This window comes from Pseudomonas sp. NFACC39-1, assembly GCF_900110355.1.
Taxonomy (GTDB): Bacteria; Pseudomonadota; Gammaproteobacteria; order Pseudomonadales; family Pseudomonadaceae; genus Aquipseudomonas; species Aquipseudomonas tehranensis.
In genome coordinates, this window is the sequence record NZ_FODL01000016.1 from 32,873 (window position 1) to 56,167 (window position 23,295).

24 protein-coding genes and 1 pseudogene are annotated in these 23,295 nt (G+C 61.0%); 13 read left to right on the forward strand and 12 right to left on the reverse strand.

Features of this window, described 5'->3' with window-relative positions; all coding sequences use genetic code 11:
• Positions 1 to 21: 21 nt before the first annotated feature.
• Positions 22 to 837, reverse strand: coding sequence for a M48 family metallopeptidase (locus BMY45_RS24055; protein ID WP_047229426.1), 816 nt, complete (start codon positions 835 to 837; stop codon positions 22 to 24).
• A gap of 1,302 nt (positions 838 to 2,139) precedes the next feature.
• Between BMY45_RS24055 and BMY45_RS28700 the strand changes: the two are divergent.
• Positions 2,140 to 2,334: pseudogene (locus tag BMY45_RS28700) on the forward strand (HAMP domain-containing protein); the annotation flags it as partial.
• Between the two features lie 114 nt (positions 2,335 to 2,448).
• Positions 2,449 to 3,192 carry a methyl-accepting chemotaxis protein gene (locus tag BMY45_RS28705; RefSeq protein WP_371913974.1) on the forward strand — a complete coding sequence of 248 codons (744 nt, stop codon included), beginning with the start codon at positions 2,449 to 2,451 and terminating at the stop codon, positions 3,190 to 3,192.
• Between the two features lie 106 nt (positions 3,193 to 3,298).
• On the opposite strand, the gene BMY45_RS24065 is transcribed toward BMY45_RS28705, so the two are convergent.
• Genes BMY45_RS24065 through BMY45_RS24075 form a run of 3 tightly spaced genes read right to left on the reverse strand, consistent with a single transcriptional unit; the run spans position 3,299 to position 4,413 of the window.
• Entirely contained in the window at positions 3,299 to 3,922 is a 624-nt protein-coding gene (locus BMY45_RS24065) for an SOS response-associated peptidase (RefSeq protein ID WP_092402464.1), read from the reverse strand.
• Positions 3,923 to 3,957: 35 nt separating this feature from the next.
• Positions 3,958 to 4,218, reverse strand: a complete 261-nt coding sequence (locus BMY45_RS24070) for a putative signal transducing protein (protein WP_092402466.1) — start codon at positions 4,216 to 4,218, stop codon at positions 3,958 to 3,960.
• Between the two features lie 12 nt (positions 4,219 to 4,230).
• Positions 4,231 to 4,413: a CPXCG motif-containing cysteine-rich protein gene (locus tag BMY45_RS24075; protein WP_092402468.1), complete on the reverse strand. Its 183-nt coding sequence runs from the start codon at positions 4,411 to 4,413 to the stop codon at positions 4,231 to 4,233.
• Between the two features lie 140 nt (positions 4,414 to 4,553).
• Between BMY45_RS24075 and BMY45_RS24080 the strand changes: the two genes are divergently transcribed.
• Complete coding sequence (locus BMY45_RS24080) at positions 4,554 to 5,720, forward strand: 1-acyl-sn-glycerol-3-phosphate acyltransferase (RefSeq protein WP_092402471.1); 1,167 nt, start codon at positions 4,554 to 4,556, stop codon at positions 5,718 to 5,720.
• Positions 5,721 to 5,926: 206 nt separating this feature from the next.
• Here the strand turns inward: BMY45_RS24080 and BMY45_RS24085 are convergent, their stop codons facing one another.
• Complete coding sequence (locus tag BMY45_RS24085) at positions 5,927 to 6,208, reverse strand: hypothetical protein (RefSeq protein WP_092402473.1); 282 nt, start codon at positions 6,206 to 6,208, stop codon at positions 5,927 to 5,929.
• A gap of 361 nt (positions 6,209 to 6,569) precedes the next feature.
• On the opposite strand from BMY45_RS24085, the gene BMY45_RS24090 reads away from it, so the two are divergent.
• A complete protein-coding gene (locus BMY45_RS24090) occupies positions 6,570 to 6,776 on the forward strand; it encodes a hypothetical protein (RefSeq protein ID WP_047229420.1) in 207 nt (68 codons plus the stop codon).
• 169 nt (positions 6,777 to 6,945) lie between these two features.
• Here BMY45_RS24090 and BMY45_RS24095 read toward each other — a convergent pair whose 3' ends face one another.
• Positions 6,946 to 7,530 carry a YajG family lipoprotein gene (locus BMY45_RS24095; protein ID WP_047229419.1) on the reverse strand — a complete coding sequence of 195 codons (585 nt, stop codon included), beginning with the start codon at positions 7,528 to 7,530 and terminating at the stop codon, positions 6,946 to 6,948.
• A gap of 205 nt (positions 7,531 to 7,735) precedes the next feature.
• On the opposite strand from BMY45_RS24095, the gene BMY45_RS24100 reads away from it, so the two are divergent.
• Complete coding sequence (locus BMY45_RS24100) at positions 7,736 to 7,969, forward strand: hypothetical protein (RefSeq protein ID WP_092402475.1); 234 nt, start codon at positions 7,736 to 7,738, stop codon at positions 7,967 to 7,969.
• A gap of 739 nt (positions 7,970 to 8,708) precedes the next feature.
• Entirely contained in the window at positions 8,709 to 10,217 is a 1,509-nt protein-coding gene (gene mqo / locus BMY45_RS24105; RefSeq protein ID WP_092402477.1) for a malate dehydrogenase (quinone), read from the forward strand.
• Positions 10,218 to 10,352: 135 nt separating this feature from the next.
• On the opposite strand, the gene BMY45_RS24110 is transcribed toward mqo, so the two are convergent.
• Positions 10,353 to 10,640: a PA4642 family protein gene (locus tag BMY45_RS24110; protein ID WP_047229416.1), complete on the reverse strand. Its 288-nt coding sequence runs from the start codon at positions 10,638 to 10,640 to the stop codon at positions 10,353 to 10,355.
• Between the two features lie 62 nt (positions 10,641 to 10,702).
• Complete coding sequence (locus tag BMY45_RS24115; protein ID WP_092402479.1) at positions 10,703 to 11,188, reverse strand: hypothetical protein; 486 nt, start codon at positions 11,186 to 11,188, stop codon at positions 10,703 to 10,705.
• Positions 11,189 to 11,507: 319 nt separating this feature from the next.
• Here BMY45_RS24115 and dauA point away from each other — a divergent pair, with 319 nt between their 5' ends.
• A complete protein-coding gene (gene dauA / locus BMY45_RS24120) occupies positions 11,508 to 13,247 on the forward strand; it encodes a C4-dicarboxylic acid transporter DauA (protein WP_092402481.1) in 1,740 nt (579 codons plus the stop codon).
• A 139-nt stretch (positions 13,248 to 13,386) separates the two neighbouring features.
• On the opposite strand, the gene BMY45_RS24125 is transcribed toward dauA, so the two are convergent.
• The gene (locus BMY45_RS24125; RefSeq protein ID WP_092402483.1) at positions 13,387 to 13,860 is read right to left on the reverse strand and encodes a WbuC family cupin fold metalloprotein; all 474 of its coding nucleotides are present in this window, start codon (positions 13,858 to 13,860) and stop codon (positions 13,387 to 13,389) included.
• A 3-nt stretch (positions 13,861 to 13,863) separates the two neighbouring features.
• On the reverse strand, positions 13,864 to 14,421 hold the full coding sequence (locus BMY45_RS24130; protein WP_047229412.1) for a hypoxanthine-guanine phosphoribosyltransferase: 558 nt from the start codon (positions 14,419 to 14,421) through the stop codon (positions 13,864 to 13,866).
• A gap of 175 nt (positions 14,422 to 14,596) precedes the next feature.
• On the opposite strand from BMY45_RS24130, the gene upp reads away from it, so the two are divergent.
• Both upp and BMY45_RS24140 read left to right on the forward strand, forming a co-directional pair.
• Positions 14,597 to 15,235 (forward strand): uracil phosphoribosyltransferase, encoded by a 639-nt coding sequence (gene upp / locus BMY45_RS24135; protein ID WP_030138594.1) that lies wholly within the window; start codon positions 14,597 to 14,599, stop codon positions 15,233 to 15,235.
• A 2-nt stretch (positions 15,236 to 15,237) separates the two neighbouring features.
• Positions 15,238 to 16,512: a uracil-xanthine permease family protein gene (locus BMY45_RS24140; RefSeq protein WP_092402485.1), complete on the forward strand. Its 1,275-nt coding sequence runs from the start codon at positions 15,238 to 15,240 to the stop codon at positions 16,510 to 16,512.
• A gap of 117 nt (positions 16,513 to 16,629) precedes the next feature.
• Here BMY45_RS24140 and hemH read toward each other — a convergent pair whose 3' ends face one another.
• Together hemH and BMY45_RS24150 are read right to left on the reverse strand one after the other, a co-directional pair.
• Complete coding sequence (gene hemH / locus BMY45_RS24145) at positions 16,630 to 17,655, reverse strand: ferrochelatase (protein ID WP_092402487.1); 1,026 nt, start codon at positions 17,653 to 17,655, stop codon at positions 16,630 to 16,632.
• A 13-nt stretch (positions 17,656 to 17,668) separates the two neighbouring features.
• On the reverse strand, positions 17,669 to 18,568 hold the full coding sequence (locus BMY45_RS24150) for a TIGR01777 family oxidoreductase (protein WP_092402489.1): 900 nt from the start codon (positions 18,566 to 18,568) through the stop codon (positions 17,669 to 17,671).
• 197 nt (positions 18,569 to 18,765) lie between these two features.
• Between BMY45_RS24150 and BMY45_RS24155 the strand changes: the two genes are divergently transcribed.
• From BMY45_RS24155 to phrB, 4 genes are all read left to right on the forward strand, one after another.
• A complete protein-coding gene (locus tag BMY45_RS24155) occupies positions 18,766 to 19,752 on the forward strand; it encodes an NAD(P)/FAD-dependent oxidoreductase (protein ID WP_092402491.1) in 987 nt (328 codons plus the stop codon).
• 171 nt (positions 19,753 to 19,923) lie between these two features.
• Entirely contained in the window at positions 19,924 to 20,886 is a 963-nt protein-coding gene (locus BMY45_RS24160) for a YbgA family protein (protein ID WP_092402493.1), read from the forward strand.
• Positions 20,886 to 21,824: a MerR family transcriptional regulator gene (locus BMY45_RS24165; RefSeq protein ID WP_092402495.1), complete on the forward strand. Its 939-nt coding sequence runs from the start codon at positions 20,886 to 20,888 to the stop codon at positions 21,822 to 21,824. Before BMY45_RS24160 ends, BMY45_RS24165 begins: the two co-directional genes overlap by 1 nt.
• Positions 21,825 to 23,270, forward strand: coding sequence for a deoxyribodipyrimidine photo-lyase (phrB, locus tag BMY45_RS24170; protein WP_092402497.1), 1,446 nt, complete (start codon positions 21,825 to 21,827; stop codon positions 23,268 to 23,270).
• Positions 23,271 to 23,295: the final 25 nt, after the last annotated feature.

The window sequence follows — 23,295 nt, forward strand, 5'->3', positions numbered from 1 at the left end:
ACAAAGAAACAGCCTTAATACTTATTTCCGGGCTTGCTGATAAAGCGGCATTACCTTCGGAATCGCCGCCTGCAATGAAGCGATCCGGCTGCTGGACGACGGGTGGGTGCTCATGAACTCCGGCGGCGCGCCTTCCGAAGCCTTGGCCATCTTGTTCCACAACGTGATTGCGGCATTCGGGTCGTAGCCGGCGCGAGCGGCCAGTTCCAGGCCGATCAGGTCAGCTTCGTTTTCGTTCCCACGACTGTTGGGCAGGGTCATGCCGTAGTTGGCCACGGTATCGGCCAGCGCCAGGCTGTCCTGGCCCAGACCGAACAATGCACCGGCGCCCTGCTTGGCCATTTCGATGCCGTAGGCCTTGGACATCGCTTCGCGGCCGTGCTCGCGCAAGGCGTGGGCGATTTCATGGCCGATGATCGCGGCGATTTCATCGTCAGTGAGCTTGAGCTTGTTGATCAAGCCGGTGTAGAAAATGATTTTGCCGCCGGGGCCGCAACTGGCGTTGAGCTCATCGCTTTTGATCAGGTTCACTTCCCAGTTCCATTGCGCCGAATCCGGGCGGAACACAGGTGCCTGAGCGATCAGCCGACTGGAAATGGCCTGGACGCGCTTGGCATCGCTACTCGTCTTGTCCAATACACCCTTGGCGCTCGCTTCGCCCATGGTCTTTTGGTAGGACTGGGCGTACATCTGATTGACCTGGTCGGTGGACAGCATGCTGAACATGTATTGCTTGCGCTCCACGCCCACGGCTCCGCCGCTGGTGGTGTTGACCGACTGGCAACCGGCAAGCAGCAAGCCCACACTCAGTGCACTCACCATCAATATCTTGTTCATGTAAGAAGCTCCCTGGAAACGTGGGCGTATCCTAGGCGCTGATTTGTATCGGCGCCAGATACATAGCGTGGGATTACAGTTTTTTCAGACAGACCCTACTCCAGTCCATTTACGACACCCAGAAAGCCAAAACAGTCATCCGACGAACAGCGCCTCATGCCGGGCCAAAGAAACGCCGATACAGGCTCAGACGTCATTCCCGCGTCCGGAGCCTTTATGAAATTCAAATCGATCCAGTTTTCCGTGGCCGCTCTGGCCGGCGCCATCATCCTCAGTGTGGTCGGCGCCCTGGTGCTGTACGCGCTGTTTGCAGGCGCCCGAACCCAGGAGATGGTGCAACAGCGGACCAAGGCGCAGTTCGAGCATCTGATCGAACAACGCCTCGACGCGCTGGCCCGCACCCAGGCAAGCCTGATCCAGCGGGAACTGGAGGCGCCGCTGTTGCTTGCCCGGGGCCTGGCGACCACCAATGCCTTGATGGGCATGAATGGCACGGACGGCAACGCGCAATTGAAGGTGCCCCGCGAGCAGATGATCAGCCTGCTGCGCGAAACCGTGGTGCGCAACCCGAAGATTCTCGGCGCCTACATTGCCTGGGAACCGAACGCTATTGACCACGATGACGCCAATTACGTGAACAGCCCGGTGCTGGGCATGGAAACCGATGGGCGCTTCCTGCCCTGGTGGTTTCGCAACCAGGACGGCACCCTGGGCCTGGAAAAGCTCGCCGATGTGACGGACCAGAAACTGCTGTCCACCGGTATTCGCGCCAGTGAGTACTACCTGTGCTCGCGGGACAGCAAGAAAGCCTGCGTGATCGACCCGGCGCCTTATCGCGTCGGCGACACCATGACCATGCTCGCCTCGTTCATCGAACCAATCATGGTCGATGGCCAGTTCCAGGGCATCGTCGGCGCCGACTTGTCGGTGAACTTCATCCAGGACATGCTCGTCGCTGCCGACCGCCAGCTGTATGAGGGCGCCGGGGAAATGGCGTTGCTCTCCAGCAATAACCGCTTGGTGGCCTTCACGAAGGACCCGTCCAAACTGGGAGAGAAGGCCAGCGACCTGCTGGACGCCAATGAGCTGGACAACCTGTCCAAGCTCAGCGTCGGCCAGGTGCGTTACGACGTCGATGAAGCCCATGGGCACATCGAGGTGTACATGCCGTTCGGCATCGGTGAGACCGAAGCCCGTTGGACGCTGATGCTGCAACTGCCGCTCAATGCGGTGATGGCCGAACTGCAAGCGTTGCAGAAAGACCTGGACGCGCAACGCCAGACCGACATCTTCGGCATGGCCATGGTGGGCCTGGTGATTGCCGGCATCGGCCTGCTGGTGATCTGGCTGGTGGCCCACGGCATTGCCCGTCCCCTCAAGCAAATGGTGGCGATGCTCGATGACATCGCCCAGGGCGAAGGCGACCTGACCCGTCGTCTGGTGAGCGACCGCGCGGATGAACTCGGCGCAATCGCCAAGGGCTTCAATACCTTCCTGAGCAAGTTGCAAGGGATGATCACCCAAGTCGTCACCTCGGTGCAGAGCGTCAGCGACTCCTCGGAGCACACTGCCGACATCGCCATCCGCACCAACCAGGGCGTGCACAAGCAAATGGTGGAGATCGATCAGGTCGCCACCGCCGTGCACGAGATGACCGCCACCGCCCAGGACGTGGCCCGCAACGCGACACAGGCCGCCCAAGCTGCTGGTCACGCAGACCAGGCCGCAAGCCAGGGCATGCAGATCGTGCGGGACACTTCCACCTCCATCGGCGCCCTGGCCGTGGAAATCGGCAAGGCCGTGAGCGTGGTGCAGGCTCTGGCCAAGGACAGTGAGAACATCAACGCAATTCTCATCGCCATCCGCGGGATCGCCGAACAGACCAACCTGCTGGCCCTCAACGCGGCCATCGAAGCGGCTCGTGCCGGTGAACAGGGGCGTGGATTTGCGGTGGTGGCCGATGAGGTGCGCAACCTGGCGCAGAAAACGCAGCAGGCCACTGAAGAAATCCAGACGATGATCCAACAACTGCAACAAGGCACCCGGGATGTGGTGCGGGTGATGGAAGACAGCCAGCACCGCACTGACGAAAGCGTGCAACATGCGGCGAAAGCGGCCCAGGCCCTGGAGACCATCACCCAGGCGGTGTCGGTGATCAACGACATGAACACCCAGATCGCCAGCGCCGCCGAGGAACAAAGCGCGGTGGCCGATGACATCAACCGTAACGTGATCAACATCGGGCAGGTGGCAAATGAAGTGGCGGGCGGCGCGGACGAATCCAGCGCGGCCAGTGCGGACTTGACCAAACTGGCGGAGCAGCAGCGGCGGTTGATCAATCAGTTCAAGGTCTGATCCAAAGGCCCCATCGCGAGCAGGCTCGCTCCCACAAGGAATTGGCGGTGAGCCCACTGTGGGAGCGAGCCTGCTCGCGATGAGCCCAGCACAGGCGCCTCAACACTCAAGCCGGCGTCAGGCACTCCGGCCCATTGAGCTTCGGATCATTGACCATGTTGGCCAGCACCCGCTCGCGCAATGCCGCCGGTTCACTGGCCAGCAAGCCTTGCAATACATGCAAGGGCGTCTCGGGATCGAGCCACAGGCGCTGGCCCTCTTCATCCAGAATCAACGGCCGGCGCTGCCCCGCCGCTGGCTGGGTGATGACGGCGGTGCTCAGCCACACCTGTTCCTGCACGGGATAGGCTTCCCAGATCGCGGCGAAAAACAACGAAGAGCCCTCACCCGGCGTCAACCAGTAAGGGCGTTTGCGCGTACCACCGCGCCATTCATAGAAGCCGTTGGCCGGCAGCAGGCAGCGGCGCAGGCGCAGGGCTTCACGAAACATGGGCTGCTCGGCCACGGTTTCGGCCCGGGCGTGAGCCGGAGTACGGGACAGGTCGGTCAGCCACGGCGGCGTGAGGCCCCAGCGGGCCCGGGCCAGTTCGCGCTGCCCCTCAGCGCCGGCGCGTAGCATCAGCACCGGATCGTTGGGCGAAATATTCCATTGGGCCTTCTGGTCGGCGGGGAAGCCGGGCAAGGCCGCGAAGGCGGGGTTCCAGCGAAACAGGGCATAACGTCCACACATGGGGCAACACGACTCTTGATCAAACGGTCGCCAGCCTAACAGACCAATGTGCCGGGGTAACTGTCCGGCTCATCGCCGGGCAATGGCAGCGCGGCATTGTAGGCGGCGATCAGCTCCCGGGCGTATTGCGCCTGGTCGTCCTCCACCGCCAGCCCCAGCAGGCCATGCATCGGCAACTCTCCCGCACCGCCCACCAGGTCACGGCCCACCAAGTGGGCGGTGATGCCTTCACTGGCGAGCATGCCCTGGAGCAGTTCGCCTTCCATCAGGTTTTCCAGCTCGTAGATTCGCTGCATGGACGGCCCCCATCATTCGTTTTCACTGAAGACTTCCAGACGCCATTCTTCATCGTGGACCCGCAGGACGAAGGTTATCGGTCGGCAACAGACCTGACAGTCCTCGATATAGGTCTGATCGCCGCCGGACAGGTCCACCAACGTTTCCACTTCCTCACCACAATACGGACATTCATACGGAGCGGTTTCCAGCATCGCGGTCTCCCGGGTGACTTGTGCGTATAATCGCCGGTCTATTTGCAGGGCTATTTTTGTCTGGCTGATCTTTCAGGCCGTGCCCTTTCGGTTTTTTCGATCGAACCTTTACTTACCCTAGCCGTTTCCTACAAGAGAGCATGATGGGCGAATTCGATGCCATCCGACCTTACGACGACAGCGAAGTCCCAGCGGTGCTGGCACGGCTGCTCGGCGACAAGGCGTTTCTAGATATCCTCACCCACTTCCGCTTCCCACGCCTGGCCGGGGCTTTGGGCTGGATGCTCAAGCCTCTTATAGCGCAAAGGTTGCGCCGTGAGTTCGCCGGCGTGACATCGGTCGCCACTTTGCAGGACAAAGTGGAGTTCTATGTCGACCACACGATCGAGCGTGCCACCGATGGCGTGACTTACACCGGGGTGGAGCAATTCAAATCCGGTAGCGCGTACCTGTTCATCGCCAACCACCGCGACATCGTGATGGACCCGGCTTTCGTCAACTACGCCGTGTACCACGCCGGCTTGCCGACGCCACGCATCGCCATCGGCGACAACCTGCTGCAGAAGCCCTTTGTCAGCGATCTGATGCGCCTGAACAAAAGCTTCATCGTGCACCGCTCCATCACCGGACGGCGGGAAAAAATGGCCGCGTACCAGTTGCTCTCGGCCTACATCAATCACTCGATCCGCAACGACTGCGCCTCGATCTGGATTGCCCAGGCCGAGGGCCGGGCCAAGGACGGTGACGACCGCACCGAATCGGCGATCCTCAAGATGTTCCACATGAGCCGCAAGGACGAGCCGTTCGGCGAGGTCATCCAGTCGCTGAACCTCACGCCGGTGTCCATCAGCTACGAATACGACCCGTGCGACCAGGCCAAGGCTCGCGAGCTGTACATCCGCGCCACCACCGGCACCTACACCAAGGCACCGGGCGAGGACGACGTGAGCATTGCCAAGGGTATTACCGGCTACAAGGGTCGGGTCCACGTGAACTTCGCCGCGCCGATCACCGAGCTGTTCGAGGACACCAAGCAACTGGCTCAGGAAATGGATCGGCAGATTCTCGGCGGCTACCGCCTGTTCCCGGTGCATTACCTGGCTTACGCCCAATGGACCGACGCCGACCCGCAGTTGCAGGTGCCGACAGCGGCCCAGGTATTCGACGCCGACGAACTGGCCAAGGCCCAGGAGGAATGGCAACGCCGACTGGACGCTTGCCCGGCGGAGCACCGGCCATTCCTGGTGCTGCAATATGCCACGCCGGTGCGTAATCAGTATCGGGTCAAGGCGGGGTTGGCGCTTTAAGCGATGGACACCGGTTCCCTGTGACGAGGGCGCTTGCTCTCGCTGGGTTTGTGTAGTCGCTGCCGAAGGCTCGGGCCGCGTTCGGACGATCTTTTGATCTTTCGTTTGGGGTTCGTGCCTGGGGGAAGATCGCAGCCTCGTTGCACTCGTCAGCTCCTACAGGGCGCAGCCCAGTGGGAGCAAGCGCCCTCGCCACGGGCATTTCATCAGAACTGCGTGCTGATCCAAGACACCAGCAACGCCAGCGCCAGGCAAGCAAAACCAAAACGATAGAAAAACCGGTTCATGCGCTGGGTCGCCAGATCCAGCAGCGCTTCGAATCGCTCGTTGCCTTCGCGATTACGCGCTTCCAGGTAGGCCCGCGCCCGTTGTTCACGGCGGCGTGTGGCATGCAGCACCCAACCGCCCGGGCAGGCAAACAACAATGCCAGCAGGTTGATCAGTTTGGCGGGGTGAGCAGCGAACAACGAAAACAAATGCAGCGACATCACAAACCTCAAGCTATGAACGGACGGGACGCGCCCGGGACCTACGAACGGCGTGAATTCTACCGAAAGCCTGCGCCCCTACCCCACTTTTTCCGACCAATAACGATCCCCTTGCCCTGCAATGCCATGTTCCTTTGTGGCGAGGGAGCTTGCTCCCGCTGGGGTGCGAAGCGCCCCCAATGAAGCTGAGGCAATCAACCTGAGACACCGCAGCGACAAGTTTGGGGCTGCTGTGCAGCCCAGCGGGAGCAAGCTCCCTCGCCACAGGATCCGCCAGCAAGCACTGGGTAATTTCTCACGTCACGGTTTCGTCATCTGAATAGGCCACCCTGTCGCCCTTCAAACCTGCCCGGAACCCACCATGCTCCACGCCGAAAACCAGGATCGTCTCTATCTCATCAGCCCGAGCGACGAACAACAGAACCTCGTCGGCAGCCTGTCCTTCAACGTGCAGGATCGGCATTGGCTGGTGTATTGCGCCCTTGGCGGCCATCAACACGCCGACCTTCCGGAGACCGATCTGCTGACTGGGATCAGCGTGCTGGAGCTGTATTCCCAGGCTGCATGACGGCTTCACTCTGTGGGAGCAAGGCTTGCCCGCGATGAGAACGGCACCTTCGACAATGCGGTGAAGGACAGATCGCTATCGCGGGCAAGCCTTGCTCCCACAGGTTTGCTTTCACATATCTGATCGCAACCACTGGGCCATTGCAGCCCAGGGTCATGTGGTCGATACCTTACTCAGCCAGCACCTGACCAATGGTCGGGTCCTTGAACAGGCGTGTCAGGGCATCGCTCAACACGTCGCTGACCAGCTTGGTGTTGGTGTCCTGGTTAGGCGCCATGCCGAAGCGCTGGTCCAGCGAAGCACCGTAACGACCGCTGTAGCGACGATTGGCGTTCTGCACCTCGGAACGGAAGGTCGCGCCGATGGTGGCTTCGGTCACATACATGCCTTCCTTGGGCGACTGGTACTTCAATTCGGCCAGGGTGACGGTCAGTTGCGGTGCATTCATCGCGTTGGCGGTAGGGGTGAAGCCCAGCAAACGTACCGCCGCTTCGGCCTGGGCCTGCAGCTTGGGCAGGATCTGCGCGCCCTGCACCGTGATCACACTGGTTTCCGGGTACAGCCCACCGCGGGTGCCGAGGGTTGGCGAGGGGCGACCATCCACCACCCGCACCACCACCGGCTGGCCGCGGCCCACGGGCGCCAGCTGGGCGTTGAGCTTGGGCTCCGGGTTAAGTTGTTGCGGGCTATGGGCGCAGCCGACGAGGGCCAGACTGGTCACAGCGATCAAACCGAACAACAGGCGTTGCAACATGCTCTTCTCTCCAGAATCGGGCACAAACAGGCCCGCAGTATAGCGGTGCGCCATGGCGGTGAACTAGCGCTGCACGATGAATACTCAAATGTCTGACACCCCATGGGAAAACTGCTTCGTGTCATGCCATTGTCATGATCCTTACACCGGCATGTCATGGCCTCCTGTCAGCCTTGGCACAAGCTCCCCGACACGGTGTCCGACCATGCGTTTTCTCATTTCCCTGTTCACCCCGCGCCCACAGCACCGCTGCTTCGCCCTGCTGGACCGCAATGGCCGTTGCCAGGCATTCAAGCAATGCAGCCTGCAGCCCATGGGTGAAGGTTGGGTGGAAATCGAAGAGATTCGGCTGAACTGGCTGCACCAGCCATTGCCCGCCAGCGCCCGCGTGCAAACCCTTGGCGCTCGCCCACGCAACCGTCAACTGTTGGCCGTCTGACCGGATGGCTAATAAAAGTCATTAAACACGACCATTTCCCTGCGTTTCTTCGATACAATCTGCCCCCGATTATAAGGACGTCTCCTGATCGGGCCTCGCAACACCGCTAATGCGCTGGTATTGGCACCCCGCACCGCCCACAGAGAGCCGCCCACACAGATCGAGTGAAGCTGGCGCGCTTGCTGTTTTTCAAAGCAAATCACCACTTTTCGCGAATCTGCAGAGCTGTCATTACGCTCGGTCACTGAGCTGTCTGCCCGTTTTGCCTGTCATGTATTACATGGGGGCAAACCTAACCGGGCGCGGTGCCAGGCTGGGACAGCCCTTTTTTGAGGTTCACGTCTTCAAAAGAGCGTGAAAAAACGGGTTTTCACAACTTCACGAGAGTGTGGCGAGCAAATGAATAGTTTTGCGTCTGAACAAGCACCATTAGCGTCTGAAACAGCCCAACGACACAGGACCGCCTATCGCTCAAGAACCGGCGCCTGAAGCCTGTCCGCTACGGATTTGGTTGCACGAACGGATGTCTCGGCCATAAGTCGAATTGCCTGCCCGGCGCTTAAATGAGTTCATGGGACTCTGAGGCTAGGCTGCATGCATCCGCGGTAGTTGCGAAAAATTGCGAAGATTCGGACATGGCGATCCTGGCCATGGATACCTGGGGCGCAACTGACCTGCCCCGCCACTTCCTGGCCGCCATGCCGACAATTTGGTGCTGCAGATTTTGGAGACGCGTTAAATGGCGCATAACGAAGCAGTCGATGTAGTTCTGGTAGGGGCCGGCATCATGAGTGCCACCCTGGCCGTGCTGCTCAAGGAACTCGACCCCGCGATCTCGCTGGAAGTCGTCGAGTTGATGGATTCCGGTGCCGCGGAGAGTTCCAACCCGTGGAACAATGCCGGCACCGGCCACGCCGGGCTGTGCGAGCTGAACTACACGCCCCAGGCGGCCGATGGCAGTGTCGACATCAAGAAAGCCGTGCACATCAACACCCAGTTCGAGGTGTCGAAGCAGTTCTGGACATACCTGACCAAAAAAGGCACGTTCGGCTCATCCAAATCCTTCATTGCCCCCGTCCCGCACCTGAGCTTCGTGCAGGGTGAAAAAGGCGTGTCGTTCCTGAAAAAGCGCTTTGAGCTGATGCGCCAGCATCACGCCTTCGCCGACATGGAATACACCGAGGACAAGGCCCTGATGGCCGAGTGGATGCCGCTGATGATGCCGGGCCGGCCAGCTGACGAAGTCATCGCCGCCACCCGCGTCATGAATGGCACCGACGTCAACTTCGGCGCCCTGACCAACCAGTTGCTCAAGCACCTGACCAGCGCCCCGGACACCCAGGTCAAGTATTGCAAGCGCGTCACCGGCCTCAAGCGCAATGGCGCTGGCTGGACCGTCAGCATCAAGGACGTCAATTCCGGCAGCAGCCGTGAAGTCGATGCCAAATTCGTCTTCCTGGGTGCCGGTGGTGCGGCGTTGCCGCTGCTGCAAGCGTCGGGTATCGAAGAAAGCAAAGGCTTCGGTGGCTTCCCGGTCAGCGGCCAGTGGCTGCGTTGCGACAACCCGGAAGTGGTCAAGCATCACCAGGCCAAGGTCTACAGCCAGGCCGCCGTGGGCTCGCCACCGATGTCCGTGCCGCACCTGGACACCCGCGTGGTCGATGGCAAGAAATCCCTGCTGTTCGGGCCATACGCCGGTTTCACCACCAAGTTCCTCAAGCATGGTTCGCTCATGGATCTGCCGCTGTCGGTACGTGCCGGCAACATCGGCCCGATGCTGGCCGTGGCCCGGGACAACATGGACCTGACCAAGTACCTGATCAGCGAAGTGATGCAGTCCATGGAGCAGCGCCTGGAATCCCTGCGTCGCTTCTATCCCGAGGCGAAAGCCGAGGACTGGCGCCTGGAAGTGGCCGGCCAACGGGTTCAGATCATCAAGAAAGACCCGAAGAAAGGCGGTGTCCTGCAGTTCGGCACCGAACTGGTGGCGGCCAAGGACGGCACCCTCGCCGCCTTGCTCGGCGCATCGCCCGGTGCTTCGGTGACCGTCTCGATCATGCTGGACCTGATCGAGCGCTGCTTCCCGGACAAAGCCAAGGGAGAATGGGCGAGCAAACTCGCAGAGATCTTCCCGGCGCGGGAAAAAGTGCTGGAAACCGACGCGGCGCTGTATCGCAAGGTCAATGCGCAGAACAACGTCGCCCTGGAACTGGTTGAACAAAGCAGCGAGACACCCAGCTTCGCTTGATTCCACCGCATAAAAAAACGCCCCGTTCTTTCTGAGAGCGGGGCGTTTTTGTTTAACAGATCGCAGGCTTCGCCAGCTCCTACAGGAAAAATCGCATGCCCCTGTAGGAGCTGGCGAAGCCTGCGATCTTTTGACCTAACCGCGAGCCTTGTTGATCAACTCGATGTATTCCTCGGCATTACGCTGGTCCTGGATCAGCGCCACGAAATCGTTGCCGTGCTCATCCTTGCCATTGAGGTCGTAGCCGGCCTCGACGAAAAACGTCAGAAAGCGCTCGAAGTCGTCGACCCGCAGGCCACGGTAGGCCTTGATCAGTTTGTGCAGCGACGGCGAAGTGGCATCGACCGGATCGAAATTGAGGAACAGCTTGATCTGCTCATCGCCAATCTCGTCACCAATCACTTGTTTCTTGTCTTTACGCATTGCCGGGCTCCAGCTCGCACAGTTCACGGGGCGGGCAGTTTACCCCCGGCAGGCCTCGGGGCTCAACGCGGGCGTACAGCGCCGGTGTGCAGGTCGGCCCATATATGACCGTTGGCATAGCTGAGGAACTGCACGTACACCGTGTCGTTGCGCAGCAGATCGATCACCACTTGATACTGGGCCTGTGGATAAGACAGCGTCAGAGTCTTGCTCGCCTCGTCGAAGGCAGGTTTTTTCAGGCTTTTGCTTTCGCCATCGAAGTTCAGGATCACCTGGTTGAGGGTGGCGCCTTTATTCAGGGGTTTGCCTTTGAGACGCACCAGCAACGGCGATGTAACCGGTATCGGTTGCTGGTTGGACTGACGCTGATTGCCTAGCACTACCGAATACTCGGTGACCTGGAGCAATTGCTGGTGTTCGGGTTGTTCCTGACGTACCGCCAGATCATCGGGGGGCAGAAATTGACTGTGCATCGGCGCGCCAACGGCTGCCCACGATAGGCTGGACATCAGCAGCAGAGCGGCGCAGCGGCGGGTCAGTACACTCATGACAGGCTCCAGGGTCTTGGCCCGGCACTCTAGCATGAGCCCAGGCGCTAAAAATAACGATCCAGGTCAATACATCCGCGCCACGAGCACGGCATACTCAAGGAGCCATCAGCCCTGACATCACATGATGCCCCTTGTGGCGAGGGGATTTATCCCCGCTGGGCTGCGCAGCAGACCTGAACCGGATACTAGGTGAATCAGACAGATCACCCCACCCGACGGGGGCTGCTATGCAGCCCAACGGGGATAAATCCCCTCGCCACGGGTTAGGTGTTTGCCGTGAATTCGGTATTTGCCCCGCTCATTTCGTGGAGTGCCCATGTCTTTCTCCGCCCCACCCTTATTCGCTGCCTGGCGCCAAGCCTGGCGCGCCGGTTATACCCTCGAACGCCTGCGCGGCGATCTGGTGGCCGGACTGACCGTCGGCATCATTGCCATCCCCTTGGCCATGGCCCTGGCCATTGCCGTCGGTGTCCCGCCGCAGCATGGCTTGTACACGGTGCTGGTGGCCGCCCCCCTGATCGCCCTCACTGGCGGCTCGCGTTTCAACGTGAGCGGGCCGACAGCGGCGTTCGTGGTGATCCTGCTGCCCATCACCCAGCAATACGGCCTGGGTGGCCTGCTGCTGTGCACGATGCTGGCGGGCATGATCCTGATCGCGCTCGGCCTGATGCGGGCCGGGCGGCTGATCCAGTACATTCCTTATCCGGTCATTCTCGGCTTTACCGCAGGCATCGGCGTGGTCATTGCCACCCTACAACTCAAAGACCTGCTGGGCCTGACCACGGTCGGCAACGCCGAGCATTACATCGAGCAACTGGGCGCCTTGATCACGGCACTGCCCAGTGCCCGGCTCGGCGACGGCCTTATCGGCCTCATCTGCCTGGCGGTATTGATTATCTGGCCGCGCTTCGTCCCCCGCATTCCTGGTCATCTGGTAGCCCTGCTGGTGGGAGCCCTGTTGGGGCTGGCACTGGAAAGGGGCGGATGGCAGATCGCGACACTGGGCGAACGTTTCAGCTACGTGGTCGACGGCATCAGTTACCCCGGCATCCCGCCATTTTTGCCGAGTTTCGACTGGCCTTGGAACCTGGCGGACAGTCAGGGTCGCCCCTTGGGACTGTCCTACGATCTGATCCGCCAATTGCTGGCGCCAGCCTTCGCCATCGCCATGCTCGGCGCCATTGAATCGCTGTTGTGCGCGGTGGTGGCCGACGGCATGACTGGCAGTAAACACGACCCCAACGCCGAACTGATCGGCCAGGGCCTGGGCAATCTGGTGGCGCCACTGTTCGGCGGCATCACTGCCACGGCGGCGATTGCCCGCAGCGCCACCAATGTGCGCAGCGGCGCGTCTTCGCCATTGGCCGCGATCATTCACAGCCTCGTGGTGCTGGGAGCCATTGTGCTGCTGGCGCCGTTGTTCAGCTATCTGCCCATGGCAGCGCTGGCGGCGTTGCTGGTGATGGTGGCCTGGAACATGAGCGAAGCCGGACACGTGCTGCACACCTTGCGTATCGCCCCACGCAGTGACGTGCTGGTGCTACTGACCTGCCTGAGCCTGACCGTACTGTTCGACATGGTCCTGGCGGTCGCCGTAGGCCTGCTGCTGGCCGCCGGGCTGTTCATCAAACGCATGAGCGAGCTGACGGACACCGCCGAACTGCCGCGCCATTTCCATCAGGCCCTGCTGGACATGCCCGAGCACGTTCGCTGCTACGCCATTCGCGGACCGCTGTTTTTCGGCGCGGCAGAAAAGGCCCTGGATGTGCTGCGCAAATTCGATCCGGGGATTCGGGTGATGGTGGTGGAAATGAGCGCCGTGCCGATGCTGGACATGACTGCGCTGGCGGCTTTTGAAAGTATCCTCAAGGACTACCGCAAGCAGGGCATCGGCCTGATTCTGGTGGCAACCGCGCCACGGGTACGCCTGAAGTTGCGCCGCGCCGGCATCCATCGCGAACAGCGTCAACTGGCGTATGTGCAGACCCTGGAGCAGGCACGGGTCAAGAGCGAGCAATGGCTGGCCGGTAGCCCTGCTCACTCGAGGCCGGCCTGATTGATCTGTGACCATGGAGCTTTTTGTGGCGAGGGAGCTTGCTCCCGCTTGGGTGCGTAGCACCCACCTGCAACTGGGGCTGCTGCGCAGCCCAGCGGGAGCGAGCTCCCTCGCCACAGAAGCCTCGCTACCGCACCGCTCAGTCGAACTGCGCGCGCATCCAGGCTTGATATTCAGCCACCCCCACTTCGCCTTCGCGGGGCGCCCAATGGGCCAGTTCACCGTCACCTACCGGGCGGTAAGGCCCGGCCTTGCACTCGAACATCAGGCTGTCGGCTTGCAGCACCACTAAACCGTGGTACACGCCCGCCGGCAGGTCGACACCGAGGCAATCGCCACCGGCCTGCAGGATACGCTTGTCCACCACCGTGCCGGTTTCATCAAAGATCAACACGCCGAGCCGGCCCTTGAGTACCAGCAAGGTTTCAGCCTTGTCGGCACTGAGGTGGCGATGAGGTGGAATGTAGGTGCAAGGCTGCAAGCCAACCGCCATGCGATGGCAGGGCTCGTCCATCTGATGAAAGTTATGGTGTTGCCGCCCGCGAGGACTGGCCGTGGCTTTCTCGGCCAGTTCGTTGAACAGCGCTTGATCCAGAAAGCCCGGTTGGTTCATCGATTACATTCCTTTGACGGCGAAAATACCGTTGGCGTTGCGCCAGTAACCTTTGTAGTCCATGCCGTAGCCGAAGATGTAGCGGTCGATGCACGGCAGACCGACGAAATCGGCTTTCAGGTCCGGACGAGCCTTGCGGTCGTGGTCCTTGTCGATCAGCACGGCGGTGTGCACGGCGCGGGCACCGGCGTGTTTGCAGAAGTCGATGATGGCGCCCAGGGTGTGACCTTCGTCGAGGATGTCGTCGATGATCAGCACGTCGCGGTCGATGAATGAAACTTCCGGCTTGGCTTTCCAGAACAGGTCGCCACCGCTGGTTTCGTTACGGTAACGAGTGGCGTGCAGGTAGGACGCTTCCAGCGGGAAATTCAGGTAGGTCAGCAGCTTGCCGGAGAAAATCAGCCCACCGTTCATGACGCAGAACACCACCGGGTTGGAATCGGCCAACTGGTCGTTGATTTGCGCACCGACACGGGCGATGGCCGCTTCGACTTCGGCTTCGGTGTACAGGCAGTCAGCCTCTCGCATGATTTGACGGATATGCTCGAGATCAGCGGACATGGCGCTCTCCAGGGGAGGTTGAGGGAGGGACGGGTTCGGAAAAACGGGCAAAGGTACGCATCCCGCCCGGCCAGATCAAGCGTTTGTGGACTAACGTTCTGTATTGTCTATAGGACAACACCCTCGGATAGATTAATCTAGGCCGGTTTTTTTGCCCGCCGCCGGAGCTTTCCCCATGCCCATCCTCGAGATCCGCCACCCGCTGATCAGACATAAACTCGGCCTGATGCGCCGCGCCGACATTAGCACGAAGAACTTCCGCGAACTTGCCCAGGAAGTCGGTGCACTGCTCACCTATGAAGCCACCAAGGACCTGCCGCTGGAGTCCTATGAAATCGACGGTTGGGCCGGCACGGTCCAGGTGGAAAAAATCGCCGGCAAGAAGATTACCGTGGTGCCGATCCTGCGTGCTGGCATCGGCATGCTCGAAGGCGTGCTGAGCCTGATCCCGGGCGCCAAGGTCAGCGCCGTGGGCGTGGCCCGCAACGAGCAGACCCTGCAGGCTCACACCTACCTGGAAAAACTGGTGCCGGAAATCGACGAGCGCCTGGCCATGATCATCGACCCGATGCTCGCCACCGGCAGCTCCATGGTCGCCACCATCGACCTGCTGAAAAAAGCCGGTTGCCGTGACATCCGCGCCATGGTGCTGGTCGCGGCCCCCGAAGGCATCAAGGCGGTGGAAGACGCTCACCCCGACGTCACCATCTACACCGCTTCGATCGACCAGAAACTCAATGAACATGGCTACATCATCCCCGGCCTGGGCGATGCAGGCGACAAGATTTTCGGCACCAAGCAGAAGGACGCTTGAGCATGCAGGATGAGTTCAACGATCCGCTCTGGCGCCAGGTTTTGTCCGGCGCGCAGATGCTGTTCGTCGCCTTCGGCGCGCTGGTACTGATGCCGCTGATCACCGGGCTGGACCCTAACGTAGCGCTGTTCACGGCGGGCCTGGGGACAATCCTGTTCCAGATCGTCACCGGGCGTCAGGTGCCGGTATTTCTGGCATCGAGCTTTGCCTTCATCACCCCGATCATTCTCGCCAAGGGCCAGTTCGGCCTGGCCGCGACCATGGGCGGGGTGATGGCGGCCGGTTTCGTCTACACCTTCCTGGGCCTGGCGGTGAAGGTCAAGGGCACCGGATTCATCGACCGCTTGCTGCCGCCGGTGGTGATTGGGCCGGTGATCATTTCCATCGGCCTGGCCATGGCACCGATTGCCGCCAACATGGCCATGGGCAAGGCCGGTGACGGCAGCGAGCTGATTGCCTACCAGACGGCGATGCTGATCTCGATGCCGGCGCTGCTCACCACCCTGATCGTCGCGGTGTTCGGCAAAGGCATTTTCCGCCTGGTGCCGATCATTTCCGGCGTGCTGGTGGGGTTTGCCATGGCGTTTTATTTTGGGGTGGTAGACACCGCCAAGATCGCCGCCGCACCGTGGTTCGCCCTGCCGGCCTTCACCGCGCCGGAATTCAACTGGCAAGCGATCCTGTTCATCGTACCGGTAGCCCTGGCGCCAGCCATCGAGCACATCGGTGGGGTCATCGCCGTGGGCAGCGTGACCGGTCGCGACTACCTGAAAAAACCCGGCCTGCACCGCACCCTGCTCGGCGATGGCGTCGCCACCACGGCAGCTGGCCTGTTCGGCGGCCCGCCTAACACCACCTACGCCGAAGTCACTGGCGCGGTAATGCTGACCAAAAACTACAACCCGAAAATCATGACCTGGGCGGCGATCTTCGCTATCAGCCTGGCCTTCATCGGCAAGTTCGGCGCGCTGCTGCAAAGCATCCCGGTGCCGGTGATGGGCGGGATCCTGTGCCTGTTGTTCGGTTCGATCGCGGCGGTGGGCATGAACACGCTGATCCGCCACAAGATCGACCTGAGCGAAGCGCGCAACCTGGTGATCGTTTCGGTGACGCTGGTGTTTGGTATCGGCGGTGTGCTGGTGGGCACCGGCACCGGCCCGGACGACTTCGGCCTCAAAGGCATCGCGTTGTGCGCGGTGGTGGCGATCGCCCTGAACCTGATCCTGCCGGGCAATGACGGCTGGAAGCACAAGAAGGCGGATGAGCCGCTGCTATAAATCAGCCTGTACATAATGTGGCGAGGGAGCTTGCTCCCGCTCGAGTGCGAAGCGCTCGCTAAGTTTGGGGTCGCTGCGCAACCCAGCGGGAGCAAGCTCCCTCGCCACAGGCTTGTATTACAACGCGATCGGCGCCCGCTCACACAGGGTGCTCAACGCCTGCGCCCACTGCGCATCATCATTGAGACATGGCACCAGCACTAACTCCTCCCCGCCCGCCTCACGAAATTGCTCGCGCCCGCGATCACCGATTTCTTCCAGGGTTTCGATGCAGTCGGCCACGAACGCCGGGCACATCACCAACACTTTTTTCACGCCATTTTTAGCCAGTTCATCCAGGCGCGCTTCGGTGTAGGGTTCGATCCACTTGGCGCGCCCCAGGCGCGACTGGAACGACACCGACCATTGGCCATCCTTGAGCCCCATGCGCTGGGCGAACAGGTCGGCGGTGCGAATGCATTGTGCGCGGTAACACGTCGCCATGACCTCAGGCGGCGCATTTTTGCAGCAGTCGGCGTCCTTGAAGCAATGGAAACCCGTGGGGTCGAGCTTGGTCAGGTGCCGCTCCGGCAAGCCATGGAAGCTCAACAGCAGATGGTCGTAATCCTGCATCAGATACGGTTTGGCGCTGGCAACCAGGGCGTCGAGGTATTCCGGCTGATCGTAGAACGGCTGGAGAATCGAGAACTGCACATCAAGCTTCTTCTCGCGCACCACCCGCTTGGCTTCTTCGATCACCGTGGTGACCGTGCTGTCGGCAAATTGCGGATACAACGGCGCCAACGTGATCTTCTTGTGACCCTGGCTTGCCAGGCGCACCAGGGTCGACTCAATGGACGGCTCGCCATAACGCATCGCCAACTCAACCGGCCCTTGGGTCCATTGCGCAGTCATGGCTTGTTGCAAGCGACGGCTGAGCACCACCAGCGGCGAGCCTTCGTCCCACCAGATCGACGCATAGGCATGGGCCGATTGCTCGGGGCGCTTGATCAGGATCAGCGATACCAGCAAGCGCCGCACCGGCCACGGCAGGTCGATGACGTAAGGGTCCATCAGAAACTGATTGAGGTAGCGGCGCACATCGGCCACCGAAGTAGAAGCAGGCGAACCCAGATTCACCAAAAGCAACGCGTGATCGGTCATGCAACGTCCTATTTCAAAGGCGGTCCGACAAATCGTCGAGAGCCGCATGCAAATCAGTGAACCGGAAAGTGAAACCCGCCGCCTGTAATCGGGCCGGCGTTGCGCGCTGGCCGCCCAGCAACAACAGTGACAATTCGCCGAGTGCAACCTTCAGCACCAGCTCCGGCATCGGCACCACGGCCGGCCGATGCAACACGCTCCCCAGGGCCTTGGCAAAATCGCGGTTACGCACCGGGTTCGGCGCGCAGGCATTATAAGGACCGCTGGCCTCATCGCGGTGCAGAAGAAAATCAATCAGAGCGATTTGATCGGCGATGTGAATCCACGGCATCCACTGCCGACCATTACCAATACGCCCGCCCAACCCCAGTTTGAACGGCAGCAGCAGCCGCGACAAAAAGCCGCCGTCGGCCGACAGGACCAGGCCAGTGCGAACCAGTACCACGCGTATACCCATGGCCTCGGCGCGCTGCGCGGTCTCCTCCCAGGCGATGCACAACTGACTGGCAAAGTCCTCGCTCACCGGTCCCGAGTCCTCGCTCAGCTCACGCTCGCCACCGTCGCCGTACCACCCCACCGCGGAACCGGAAATCAATACCCCGGGTTTGTGCTCGCAACGCTCCAGCCATGCCAACAACACTTCTGTCAGGGTGATGCGACTGCTCCACAACAACATTTTGCGTTTGTGGCTCCAGGGTCGATCCGCTATCGGCGCCCCCGCGAGGTTGACCACCGCATCCACCGGCTCGGCAATCTCCTCGAGCCTGGCGATACCCCGCACTTGCGCGCCGCAGATCTTCGCCACTTCTTCGGGGCGACGACTCCACACCGTCAAGCGATGGCCCTGCTCCAACCAGTGGCGGCAGAGCTGACGTCCGATCAAACCAGTACCGCCGGTCAGCAATATGTGCATGAAGTGTTCCTCGCATCGCGTTTTACCCAGCCCATTAGTCTATTTTTATAAGCAGGGATTTTTCGTATCAGGCAGGGTCTGTGTTTAACAATAGGTCACCCTGTCAAAACGCGAACGGTAAAACTTATACCAAAAACCCTAATTGTACAGGTTTAAACGACGGCGTAGTCTGTACAGTAAAGGTAAACGAGGCCCTCATGACTGTACCTATCGCAATCATCGGCACCGGCATCGCCGGACTTTCAGCCGCCCAGGCCCTGACGGAGGCCGGGCATGTCGTTCAACTCTTCGATAAAAGCCATGGCAGTGGCGGACGCATGTCCAGCAAGCGCAGTGATGCCGGCGCACTGGACATGGGCGCGCAGTATTTCACCGCCCGCGATCGCCGCTTCGTGATGGAAGTCCAGCGTTGGCAAGCCCAGGGCTGGGCGGCGGAATGGACACCTCAGCTTTATCATTTCAAGGATGGGCAACTGAGCCCGTCGCCGGATGAGCAGACCCGCTGGGTCGGCACCCCGCGCATGAGCGCCATCACCCGCGCCCTGCTTGGCGAGTTGCAGGTGCAGTTCTCCTGCCGCATCACCGAGGTGTACCGCGGTCAGGAACATTGGCACTTGCAGGACGCGGAAGGCTTCACCCACGGCCCCTTCGGCCAGGTGGTGATCGCCACGCCCGCGCCCCAGGCCACTGCATTGCTGGCGGCCGTGCCAAAGCTGGCCGCAGTGGCGGCGGGCGTGAAGATGGACCCGACCTGGGCCGTGGCCCTGGCCTTCGAAACACCGCTGGATACCCCCATGGAGGGCTGCTTCGTCCAGGACAGCCCCCTCGACTGGCTGGCTCGCAACCGCAGCAAACCGGGACGCGACAGCACACTCGACACCTGGGTGCTGCACGCCACCAGCGACTGGAGCCGCCAACACATCGACATGGCCAAGGAGGCAGTGATCGAACACCTGCACGGCGCCTTCGCCGAGTTGCTGCACAGTGCGATGCCTGCTCCGAGCTTCAGCGTGGCCCACCGTTGGCTTTACGCACGCCCCGCAGGCACCCACGAGTGGGGCGCCCTGGCCGATGCCGACCTGGGTATGTATGTCTGTGGCGACTGGTGCTTGTCCGGCCGCGTCGAAGGCGCTTGGCTAAGCGGTCAGGAAGCCGCCCGCCGTCTGCACGCCAGCCTGCAATAAAACCTGCGATCGCGCGTCACCCGCTGCTGTCGAACCAGGCAGCAGCCTGTCTGCGACAAAACCACATCGCCTCCACACGCAAAAGCGGTTGACTTGTGCTCGTTCGGATCTATGATGAAAATGTTGTACACAAATGTTATTTTGTACAAGATTTGAAATCAGAGGTCGCCCATGCCCCAGGATGCCGTCGCCAAACCGAAAATCGCTATCAGCGCCTGCCTGATGGGCGCTGAAGTTCGCTTCAACGGCGGACACAAGCAATCGCAGCTATGCAGCCGCACCTTGGTTGAATACTTCGACTTCGTGCCGGTCTGCCCTGAAGTCGCCATTGGCCTGGGCATCCCTCGCGAGCCGATCCGACTGATGGGCAATCCCGAACGACCCGACGCGGTTGGTACGGTCCGGCATGAGCTCAATGTAACCCGGCCATTGGCCGACTACGGACACCAGATGGCCGAGGAACTGGATGACATCTGCGGCTACATCTTCATGCAGAAGTCGCCGTCCTGCGGACTGGAACGGGTCAAGGTCTACGATCACAACAGCGTGCCACAGGACGGCGGCGGACGCGGCATCTATGCCCAGGCGTTTTGCGAGCGCCATCCCGACTTGCCGGTGGAGGAAGACGGGCGCCTGAACGACCCGGTGCTGCGGGAAAATTTCCTGACCCGGGTATTTGCCTACGCGGCGTGGCAAGCGCTACGCCGCCAAGGCCTGACACGCCATGACCTGATCCACTTCCACTCGCGCTACAAATATCTGTTGATGGCCCATAACCCGGTGCAATACAAGGCCTTGGGCAATCTGCTGGGTAATATGGGCAAGGCCGACCCTGACGAACTGGGCGCGCGCTACTTCAGCGCCCTGATGGCTGCCTTGAAGAAATGCGCCACCCGGCGCACTCACACCAATGTGCTGCAACACCTGAGCGGTTACCTCAAACGCGCCATCAACGCTGGGGACAAACAGGAAGTGCAGCACCTCATCGGGCAATACCGCCTCGGCATCGTACCGTTGGTGGTGCCACTGACCTTGCTCAAGCATCACTTGCGCCTGCATCCCGATCCCTATTTGGCGCAGCAGGTCTACCTGCAGCCGCACCCGGAAAACCTCAGTCTGCGAAATGCCATTTAATGAAAAGCGAACCTGATTCCAGCGCCAGCGAAGACCTGGGGGCCGACTTCGCCCAAGCCCTGGCGCAGGGCTGGCTACCCATACGCGAAGTCGCCCGCCAAACCGGCGTCAATGCCGTCACGCTAAGAGCCTGGGAGCGCCGCTACGGCCTGATCGTGCCGCACCGTACACCCAAGGGCCACCGCCTGTTCAACGCCGAACATGTGCAACGCATTTTGAGCATCCTCACCTGGATTGATCGCGGGGTGGCGGTGAGCAAGATAAAACCGCTGCTCGACATGCCGCAGCCACCCAGCGAACCGTTGGAAAACGATTGGCAGCGCCAGCGCCACGCCCTGTTGCTGGCAGTCACGCAACTGGCCGAGCGTCAGGTCGATGACTTGGTCAACCAGGCCATGGCGCTTTATCCGCCCTGGACGGTGTGCGAACAGTTGTTGTTGCCTTTGCTGGCCGAGCTGCAATTGCGCTGGCAAGGCCAGTTCGGTGCGCAGTTGGAGCGGGTGTTTTTATACTCCTGGCTGCGCAGCAAATTCGGCAGTCGGATCTACCACAACAATCGTCAGTTGCGCGGTGCGCCATTGCTTCTGGTCAACCATTCGGACCTGCCCCTGGAGCCCCAATTGTGGCTTAGCGCCTGGCTGGCCAGCAGCGCCGATTGCCCCGTGGAAGTGTTCGATGGGCCGATACCCGCAGGCGAACTGGCCTTGGCCGTCGAACGCCTCAAAGCCCGCGGGGTGCTGCTGTACTCCAGTAACGCGCTGAACCTGTCCCAACTGCCCAAGCTGATCAGTGGGGTGGATTGCCCGATCATCATCGCCGGCCCGGCCGCATCGATCCATCACGCCCGGTTATCCACAGGCATCTCGACCGATAACCTGACGTGGGCCGAAGATCCGTTATCGGCTTACCGCGAACTGAGTCGCAGAGAACTTATTTGAATGAAAAACCCCACGCAACTGATCTGGCTGCGCAGCGACCTGCGCCTGCACGACAACACCGCCCTCGCCACCGCAGCGGCCCGCGGGGCATGTGTGGCGGTGTACCTGCCGAGCCCGGAACAATGGCGGGCCCATGACGATGCGCCATGCAAGATCGACTTTTGGCTGCGTAACCTCACCTCGTTGAGCACTGCCCTGGGGGCGTTGAACATCCCGCTGCTGATCCGCCACGCTGCGCGCTGGGATCAGGCACCGCAGATTCTGCTCTCGCTGTGCCGCGAACTGAAAATCGACGCCGTCCATGTCAATGAAGAATACGGCTTGAACGAAACCCACCGAGATGCCGAAGTTGCCCGGACGTTGCAGGGCCAGGGCATCGAATTTCACAGTCATCTCGACCAGTTGCTGTTCAAGCCCGGCAGTGTGCTGACCAAAACCGGCACCTATTTCCAGGTGTTCAGCCAGTTCCGCAAGGTCTGTTACAACCGCTTGCACGTGTCCCTGCCAAGCCTGGTCGCCAAACCGGCCCGGCAGGCACCCACCGGCATTGTCAGCGACCCGGTGCCCACGCAAGTCGAAGGCTTCTCGCCGGCGAGTGAAACGCTGCGCGCCCTCTGGCCAGCCGGTGAAAACGAAGCCCAGCGGCGCCTGGACACCTTCGCTGAGCAACACCTCGATGATTACCAGAGCGAGCGCGACTTTCCCGCCAGGCCTGGCACCAGCCAGCTCTCGGCGTACCTGGTGGCCGGCGTAATCTCGCCGCGCCAATGCCTGCATGCGGCACTGCAGGCCAACCAGGGTGAATTCGAGAGCGGAAATGTCGGTGTTATGACATGGATCAATGAATTGCTCTGGCGTGAGTTCTATAAACACATTCTAGTGGGCTATCCACGTGTGTCTCGCCATCGCGCGTTCCGCCCGGAAACCGAAGCACTGGCCTGGCGCAACGCCCCCGAAGAACTGGAAGCCTGGAAACAGGCACGCACTGGCTTGCCGATCATCGACGCGGCCATGCGCCAATTGCTGGAAACCGGGTGGATGCACAACCGTTTGCGGATGGTGGTGGCGATGTTTCTGACCAAGAACCTGCTGATCGACTGGCGCGAGGGTGAGCGCTTTTTCATGCAACACCTGATCGACGGCGACCTGGCCGCCAACAACGGCGGCTGGCAGTGGAGCGCCTCGACCGGGACGGACGCGGCGCCCTGGTTCCGGATCTTCAACCCCTTGAGTCAATCGGAAAAATTCGACAGCCAGGGATTGTTCATCAAACGCTGGTTACCTGAACTGAACGATCTCGACAAGCAACAGGTCCATAACCCAAACATGCAGGGCGGATTGTTTGGTGTGGCGGATTATCCTCCCGCGATTGTCGACTTGAGTCAGTCCCGGGCGCGTGCACTGCAGGCGTTCAGAAACCTGCCAACCCGACAAGCAAGCACTTGAGCAGTTGAGCAGTTGAGCAGTTGAG

Bases quoted from the DNA above. Each gene is read 5' to 3' on its own strand.
- BMY45_RS24055 (WP_047229426.1), bottom strand. From the start codon at position 837: ATGAACAAGATATTGATGGTGAGTGCACTGAGTGTGGGCTTGCTGCTT.
- BMY45_RS28705 (WP_371913974.1), top strand. From the start codon at position 2,449: ATGGTGGAGATCGATCAGGTCGCCACCGCCGTGCACGAGATGACCGCC.
- BMY45_RS24065 (WP_092402464.1), bottom strand. From the start codon at position 3,922: ATGTGTGGACGTTATGCCCTGTTTCGCTGGAACCCCGCCTTCGCGGCC.
- BMY45_RS24070 (WP_092402466.1), bottom strand. From the start codon at position 4,218: ATGCAGCGAATCTACGAGCTGGAAAACCTGATGGAAGGCGAACTGCTC.
- BMY45_RS24075 (WP_092402468.1), bottom strand. From the start codon at position 4,413: ATGCTGGAAACCGCTCCGTATGAATGTCCGTATTGTGGTGAGGAAGTG.
- BMY45_RS24080 (WP_092402471.1), top strand. From the start codon at position 4,554: ATGATGGGCGAATTCGATGCCATCCGACCTTACGACGACAGCGAAGTC.
- BMY45_RS24085 (WP_092402473.1), bottom strand. From the start codon at position 6,208: ATGTCGCTGCATTTGTTTTCGTTGTTCGCTGCTCACCCCGCCAAACTG.
- BMY45_RS24090 (WP_047229420.1), top strand. From the start codon at position 6,570: ATGCTCCACGCCGAAAACCAGGATCGTCTCTATCTCATCAGCCCGAGC.
- BMY45_RS24095 (WP_047229419.1), bottom strand. From the start codon at position 7,530: ATGTTGCAACGCCTGTTGTTCGGTTTGATCGCTGTGACCAGTCTGGCC.
- BMY45_RS24100 (WP_092402475.1), top strand. From the start codon at position 7,736: ATGCGTTTTCTCATTTCCCTGTTCACCCCGCGCCCACAGCACCGCTGC.
- mqo (WP_092402477.1), top strand. From the start codon at position 8,709: ATGGCGCATAACGAAGCAGTCGATGTAGTTCTGGTAGGGGCCGGCATC.
- BMY45_RS24110 (WP_047229416.1), bottom strand. From the start codon at position 10,640: ATGCGTAAAGACAAGAAACAAGTGATTGGTGACGAGATTGGCGATGAG.
- BMY45_RS24115 (WP_092402479.1), bottom strand. From the start codon at position 11,188: ATGAGTGTACTGACCCGCCGCTGCGCCGCTCTGCTGCTGATGTCCAGC.
- dauA (WP_092402481.1), top strand. From the start codon at position 11,508: ATGTCTTTCTCCGCCCCACCCTTATTCGCTGCCTGGCGCCAAGCCTGG.
- BMY45_RS24125 (WP_092402483.1), bottom strand. From the start codon at position 13,860: ATGAACCAACCGGGCTTTCTGGATCAAGCGCTGTTCAACGAACTGGCC.
- BMY45_RS24130 (WP_047229412.1), bottom strand. From the start codon at position 14,421: ATGTCCGCTGATCTCGAGCATATCCGTCAAATCATGCGAGAGGCTGAC.
- upp (WP_030138594.1), top strand. From the start codon at position 14,597: ATGCCCATCCTCGAGATCCGCCACCCGCTGATCAGACATAAACTCGGC.
- BMY45_RS24140 (WP_092402485.1), top strand. From the start codon at position 15,238: ATGCAGGATGAGTTCAACGATCCGCTCTGGCGCCAGGTTTTGTCCGGC.
- hemH (WP_092402487.1), bottom strand. From the start codon at position 17,655: ATGACCGATCACGCGTTGCTTTTGGTGAATCTGGGTTCGCCTGCTTCT.
- BMY45_RS24150 (WP_092402489.1), bottom strand. From the start codon at position 18,568: ATGCACATATTGCTGACCGGCGGTACTGGTTTGATCGGACGTCAGCTC.
- BMY45_RS24155 (WP_092402491.1), top strand. From the start codon at position 18,766: ATGACTGTACCTATCGCAATCATCGGCACCGGCATCGCCGGACTTTCA.
- BMY45_RS24160 (WP_092402493.1), top strand. From the start codon at position 19,924: ATGCCCCAGGATGCCGTCGCCAAACCGAAAATCGCTATCAGCGCCTGC.
- BMY45_RS24165 (WP_092402495.1), top strand. From the start codon at position 20,886: ATGAAAAGCGAACCTGATTCCAGCGCCAGCGAAGACCTGGGGGCCGAC.
- phrB (WP_092402497.1), top strand. From the start codon at position 21,825: ATGAAAAACCCCACGCAACTGATCTGGCTGCGCAGCGACCTGCGCCTG.